We start from the raw sequence: 6,120 nt of genomic DNA, 5'->3' as shown, positions 1-6,120 counted from the left end.
TCGACAAGCTGAAGGCGGTGCTTGCGGCAAACGATCTGAATGGGCTTGCGGAGCTGCTCGGGCTGAAGGCCGACAAGCTCAAGGACAACAACGCGGCCATGGTCAGCTACGCGCTGATCCGCGAGGGCGCGTCGCGGCTGATGAAGCTCGAGGATCTCGATGGGCGCAAGGTCGTTGCCATCGGCGACAGGCTCTGGCCGCTGCCGTTTCCGCTGACGAAGGGCGCGGACGACAAGTGGACGTTCGACACGCGCACCGGACTGGAGGAGATCGTCAACCGCCGTATCGGCGAGAACGAACTCGCGACGATCGAGACCATCCATAATTTCGTCATCGCTCAGCACATCTATGCCTCGGAGGATCGGACTGGTTCTGGCATCTACGAGTATGCGCAAAAGCTGATCAGCTCGCCCGGCAAGCGGGATGGGCTCTATTGGCAGGCAGGTCCGGGTGACGAGGACAGCCCGGCCGGCCCGCTGATCGAGACGGCTGCCTTCGGCAAGGCCAAACGCGGCGAGGGCTACTTCGGATATCACTATCGGATACTGACGGGGCAGGGCGACAACGTGCTCGGCGGCAAGCAGAGCTACATCGTCAACGGCCACATGACGGCAGGCTTCGCGGTGATCGCGTGGCCGGTCAAGTACAGAGAGACGGGTGTGCAGACATTCATCGCCAATGGCATGAGCGTCATCTACCAGCGCGACCTCGGGCCGGAGACGGAGAAGAAGGCGGCGGCGATCAAGACCTTCAATCCCGACAACAACTGGTCGGTCGTTTCCGAATAGGCTGAAACGCATTCGGGTGGCGGTTGTCAAAAACAACCGCCACCCGTCAAATCGATGCGCTATCCTAGCCCCTCTTGGGGCTTTATTTGACTGGGGGTTCCCAGGTCAGGAACAGGCCGACATCGCCGGGCATGCCACCGGGGAAATCGATGATCATGGCCTTGAGGCCATAGCCCTGGGGCTTGGCAAGCTGTTCGAACAGGTCGAGAAGCTCCTTCGCTTTGCCCTGAAGCGTCTTCTGCCATCCTGGAAGGCTGTTGTTGATGGCGCGGCCGCCGTCGTCGCAGAAGCTCGAGGGGAAGCTGTAGATCATCGCTTCGTACTTGCCATCCGCCGCGGCTTTCATGACGAGGCGCTTGATCATTGCGCGTTCCTTCTCGTCGATATGCTTGCGGAAGAAGTCCTCGACGAACTCGGCATGCTTTTCAGCTTCTCGCGCCTTGATCTTCTCGTCGCGCTCCATTTCGGCGATCTGGAGCTCAAGGGCGCGTTTGCGTAGTTCTTCGGCGCTGGCCATGGAATGGGGTGCGGATGTCTGCGTCGATGTCATCTCTACGTCCTCCAAGTTCATCCTCAGGGGATGATAGGGCGGATGGAGAAGCGAAGGCAGTATGATACGCGGGGGTGGCTGTAAGATACGGTATGTTACGGCTGCGGCCCGGAATGGCTTGAAAAAGGCTTCGAATGCTGGCCGTCGAGGTCGATCCTGGCCTCCTTGCAATCGTGTGACGGCTCCAATTCAGCCCGCCAAGGCCGATGTGCGTTACGGTAATATACGCTCCGTTCGCGCGACATCATGCCATCGTCCCGCCCGTCGATGTGACCAGTCAGGGACGGATAGGATGAAAAGATCAAGACGAGGGATTCTGATAACGGCCGTTGCGTGTGTCTCCATGGGCCTTGCCTGGGGAGCGTCGGCGCAGACCTTGAGCTATGCGGATGCGGTGACGAAGCTCGCGAGCGATTGCGGCTCCGACATCCAGAAACTGTGCAAGGGCCTGAACCTCGGCAGCGGCCGCATCGCCGACTGCCTGCAGCAGAACGCGGCGAAGGTTTCGCCGAGCTGCAAGGCTTCGCTTGGTACCGTCTTCCAATCGATCACGACGCGCGAACAGGCGCAGACGGCCTATGAACGCGTCTGCCAGCGCGACATGTCGAAGAGCTGCAACGGCATCAAGGGAGACGGCTTCGTGCTTGCCTGCCTGATCAAGAAGCAACCGCGCGTCAGCGATGAATGCAATCAGACGATCACCAATGCCGGATGGAGATGAGACGATGAAGCGGGTTCTTTCGAAAGCAATCATTGTCGCGGCGGCGGTTATCCTCGTTCCAGCACTGGCATCGGCGCAGGAAGTGTCGCAGGAGCGCATTGTCAAGGGGCTCGGCAAGCTGACCTCCGCAGCGCCAGCCATCGATCTCGAAATCCTGCGACAGGAGGCGATCAGCGGCGGCAGCAAGCAGATGTCGGAGCTGCCGAACTGGAAGCGTATCGCCAAGCTGCCGCAGATGGTGGTCGAGATCAATTTCGAGAACGATTCCGTCGCGATCCAGCCGAGTTCCTACCGCACGCTCGGCCTGCTTGCCGACGCGCTGCACCATCCGAACCTCTGGGACTACAAGTTCCTGGTGGTCGGGCATTCGAGCTCGACGGGCGACGAGAAACACAATCTCGATCTCAGCGAGCAGAGGGCGGCCGCCATCAAGGAGGCTCTGTCCACGACCTTCGCGGTCGATCCGCAGCGGCTTTATGCCGTCGGCGTCGGCGAATACATGCCTATCCCGGGCACGGACACGACAGGATCGAACAACCGGCGGGTACAGCTGATCAATCTCGGTGTCTTCACGAAGAAGTCCTGAGATCGTCTTCAGGTCAGCCGGGAGCCCGTGAAATATATCCCGCGGGCGTCCAGCGGACACTGAATGGAAATACATGAAACGACCCGCGTGGAGCGATCCAAGCGGGTCGTTTCATTTCGGGCAAGTTTCTTTGCTCAGCCGGGCATCTGGCCCATCCGGGACAGCGTGACGCCAGCTTCGGCCGTTATGGGTCGCCTCACGGTGTAAGCTGATACAATTCGGGATATACGCAATGTTGAACATCGTCGTACCAATGGCAGGGCACGGAAGCCGCTTCGCCAAGGCCGGCTATACTCTCCCCAAGCCACTTCTGCCTGTGCACGGCGTGCCGATGATCCGGCTGGTGATCGAAAACCTTCGCCCGTCCATCGAGCATCGGTTCATCTTCATCTGCCAGGCTGCGCATGTCAGGGAGCATGGGCTGGGCGAGAACCTGCGCGCCTGGGCGCCGGGCTGCGAGATCTTTCTCGTCGAGCAGGTGACCGAGGGTGCCGCCTGCACGGTCCTTCTCGCGCGTGACGAGATCGATAACGATCAGCCGATGATGATCGCCAATTGCGACCAGTATATCGACGTCGATATCGACGATTATCTGCAGGCCATGGGCGATCTCGACGGGATGATCATGACCATGACGGCGGATGATCCTAAGTGGAGCTTCGTCTCCTTCGGCGCCGATGGCTATATCGACAACGTCGTCGAGAAGCAGGTGATTTCCGATCACGCGACCGTCGGGATCTACAATTTCCGCAAGGGCTCGGACTTCGTTTCCTATGCGGACCGGATGATCGAGCGCGACTTCCGCGTCAACGGCGAGTTCTATGTGGCGCCGGTCTATAACTTCATGATCGAGGACGGCTCGAAGATCGGCGCCTATTCGATCGGCTCGGTGGATGCGGGCATGTACGGTCTCGGCGTTCCGGAGGACCTCACCCATTTCCAGAGCCTGCCTCTGTCCGTCGATGTGACGCGTTCGCTGGGTGCTGCGGTATGATCGAGGTTCTCAGCCATCGCGGTTATTGGAAGACGCCTGAGGAGAAGAACTCGGTCGAGGCCTTCGTTCGCTCCTTCTCGCTCGGCTTCGGCACTGAGACCGACGTGCGCGACAGTCAAGTAGACGGCGCGCCTTCGATCGTCATCTCGCACGACATTCCGCGCGGGGGAGAGATCTCGTTCGCCGAGTTGCTTCGGATCGCCAAGCAACACGGCTCACCGTTGCTGGCGCTGAACATCAAGGCCGATGGCCTGCATGACATGCTGGCGGAAGTGCTCTCGAGCGAAGGCTACAGCAACTATTTCCTGTTTGACGCGTCGGTCCCCGATCTCATCCAGGGCGTGAAGCGCAAGATGGTCTCCTTCACGCGTCTCAGCGAATATGAGCGCGAGGCCTCGCTATATGATGATCCCGGCGTGACCGGTGTGTGGATCGACAACTTCCTGCCGGGGCGCTGGTACGACGCGGCGCTGATCGAGCGCATTCTCGCCGACGGCAAGTCGGCCACGCTGGTGGCGCCGGATCTTCACGGTCGTCACGACGAATATGAACCATTTCTCCAGTGGCTGGTGTCTTCGGGGCTCAACGAGCGGGACGGACTTTCCGTCTGCACCGACTTTCCGGAGCGCGCGCAACTGATTTTGACAGGCCGGGACGCAGCATGACCACGCTTAAGGCGATTATCTTCGACATGGACGGCGTGCTGATCGACGCACGCGAATGGCACTATGAGGCGCTGAACCGGGCGCTCGAGCTCTTCGGATACACCATTCCGCTGCACGAGCACCTGACGATCTTCGACGGCCTGCCGACGCGGCGCAAGCTGGAGATTCTGACGACCACGCGCGGGCTTCCCGAGGCGCTGCACGGCTTCATCAACGAGATGAAGCAGCTCTACACGACCGAGATGATCCACACCAAGTGCAAGCCGACCTTCAAGCAGGAATACGCGCTGGCGCGGCTGAGGGAGGACGGATACCGGCTCGCCGTGGCGTCGAACTCGATCAAGAGCACGGTGTCGCTGATGATGTCGAGGGCAGCACTCGATGGTTACCTCGAGTTCCAGCTCAGCAACGAAGACGTCAAGCACGGCAAGCCGAGCCCGGAAATCTATGTGAAGGCGATCACTATGATGGGCCTGACGCCCGAGGAATGCCTGATCGTCGAGGACAACGAGAATGGTATCAAGGCCGCCAAGGGTTCCGGCGCGCATGTCATGGTGGTGAACGATATCGCGGATGTGAACTATCCCGCGATCACCGAGACCATTCGAAAAATCCACGGTTGATGAGCTTGCGATGAATATTCTGATCCTGATAGCCGGCGAGCCTCGCATCCAGGCGATGGAAGCCTATCCGACCGCGTTGGTGGAAATCAACGGCGTACCCCTGGTGCAGCGGCAGCTGGCTGAATGCGCCAAGATTCCCGGCCACCGCATCATCGTGGCCATGCAGAAGAAGGATCTGGCGCGCTACCACCTCGACGAGGTCGTGCGCCTGCTGTCGCCGGAGGCCGCAGTGGTCTCGGTCGAGGACGGCACAGAGGGAGCCGCCTGCACGGCGCTGCTCGCCGCCGGCTATATCGACAACGACCAGCCGCTGCTGATCCTCAACGGCGACGAATTCCTCACGGTTCCCTTCGACGGCGTGATCCAGAACTTCGTGGAGCGCGAGCTCGACGGCGGCACGATGACCTTCAAGTCGGTGCATCCGCGCTATTCCTTCGTCCGGCTCGACGACCAGAACATGGTGGTCGAGGCGGCCGAGAAGCATCCGATCAGCGACAATGCGACGGCCGGCTTCTACTATTTCCGGCAGGGACGCGATTTCGTGCGCGCGGCGAAGAACGCGATCCGCAAGGACGCCCGGCACAACAACATGTTCTATGTCTGCCCCGTCTATAACGAGATGGTGCTCGAGGGGAAGAAGATCGGGATCTTCCCGATCAACGCCAAGGACTTCCACCCGATCAAGTCGGATCGCCAGCTGATCGAGCTTTCCGTGACCGAAGGTGACAAATGAGCGAGAAGCCATTCACCCTCAACGACATGATCGGCGGCTGGTTCATCGGCGATTTCGATCCCACCGTCGTCAAGACGGATGCGTTCGAGGTCGGCGTGAAGCATTACGTCGCCGGCGACAAGGATGCGGCGCATTATCACAAGATCGCGCGCGAGATCACGCTCGTCGTCTCCGGCACGGTGCGGATGATCGACCAGGTGTGGGAAGCGGGAAGCATCATCGATATCGAGCCCGGCAAGGTCAACCAGTTCGAGGCGCTGACCGATGCGACGGTGACGGTCGTGAAAATCCCGAGCGCAAAGAACGACAAGTATCTGGTCTGATCTACCTGAAGAAGGGCGTTCGCGGATGGTTTCGCGGGCGCTATACTCGGAAGACAGTGCTATAAAACAAGAACGCCCGCATCGATGATCTCGATGCGGGCGTTCTTGTTTGACTGCTTGCGCGTTATTCCGCGCGG

General features: G+C 60.1%; 9 protein-coding genes. 8 read left to right on the top strand and 1 reads right to left on the bottom strand.

Annotated elements, in window-relative coordinates:
• A partial coding sequence (locus tag B3605_RS08655) for a DUF2950 family protein (protein WP_296433532.1) occupies positions 1-788 on the top strand: 788 nt, incomplete at its 5' end.
• Positions 789-870: 82 nt separating this feature from the next.
• Here B3605_RS08655 and B3605_RS08650 read toward each other — a convergent pair.
• Positions 871-1,305 carry a hypothetical protein gene (locus B3605_RS08650; RefSeq protein WP_402928721.1) on the bottom strand — a complete coding sequence of 145 codons (435 nt, stop codon included), beginning with the start codon at positions 1,303-1,305 and terminating at the stop codon, positions 871-873.
• Positions 1,306-1,630: 325 nt separating this feature from the next.
• Between B3605_RS08650 and B3605_RS08645 the strand changes: the two genes are divergently transcribed.
• The 7 genes from B3605_RS08645 to B3605_RS08615 all read left to right on the top strand — a co-directional run bounded on the left by B3605_RS08645 (position 1,631) and on the right by B3605_RS08615 (position 5,983).
• Complete coding sequence (locus B3605_RS08645; protein ID WP_414706959.1) at positions 1,631-2,059, top strand: cysteine rich repeat-containing protein; 429 nt, start codon at positions 1,631-1,633, stop codon at positions 2,057-2,059.
• Between the two features lie 4 nt (positions 2,060-2,063).
• Positions 2,064-2,645 carry an OmpA family protein gene (locus B3605_RS08640; RefSeq protein ID WP_112945288.1) on the top strand — a complete coding sequence of 194 codons (582 nt, stop codon included), beginning with the start codon at positions 2,064-2,066 and terminating at the stop codon, positions 2,643-2,645.
• A 232-nt stretch (positions 2,646-2,877) separates the two neighbouring features.
• Positions 2,878-3,639, top strand: a complete 762-nt coding sequence (locus tag B3605_RS08635) for a glycosyltransferase family 2 protein (protein WP_112945289.1) — start codon at positions 2,878-2,880, stop codon at positions 3,637-3,639.
• Entirely contained in the window at positions 3,636-4,304 is a 669-nt protein-coding gene (locus B3605_RS08630; RefSeq protein WP_210297310.1) for a phosphodiesterase, read from the top strand. Before B3605_RS08635 ends, B3605_RS08630 begins: the two co-directional genes overlap by 4 nt.
• Positions 4,301-4,927 carry an HAD family hydrolase gene (locus tag B3605_RS08625; protein ID WP_018896997.1) on the top strand — a complete coding sequence of 209 codons (627 nt, stop codon included), beginning with the start codon at positions 4,301-4,303 and terminating at the stop codon, positions 4,925-4,927. Before B3605_RS08630 ends, B3605_RS08625 begins: the two co-directional genes overlap by 4 nt.
• 10 nt (positions 4,928-4,937) lie before the next feature.
• Positions 4,938-5,660, top strand: coding sequence for a glycosyltransferase family 2 protein (locus tag B3605_RS08620; RefSeq protein WP_112945290.1), 723 nt, complete (start codon positions 4,938-4,940; stop codon positions 5,658-5,660).
• Entirely contained in the window at positions 5,657-5,983 is a 327-nt protein-coding gene (locus tag B3605_RS08615) for a cupin domain-containing protein (RefSeq protein WP_112945291.1), read from the top strand. Before B3605_RS08620 ends, B3605_RS08615 begins: the two co-directional genes overlap by 4 nt.
• Positions 5,984-6,120 lie beyond the last annotated feature (137 nt).

It is taken from the genome of Rhizobium sp. UBA1881, assembly GCF_002338015.1.
In the GTDB taxonomy this organism is placed as follows: domain Bacteria; phylum Pseudomonadota; class Alphaproteobacteria; order Rhizobiales; family Rhizobiaceae; genus Rhizobium.
The sequence above is the reverse complement of the archived record's forward strand: the minus strand, read 5'-3'. Positions and strand labels throughout refer to the sequence as shown.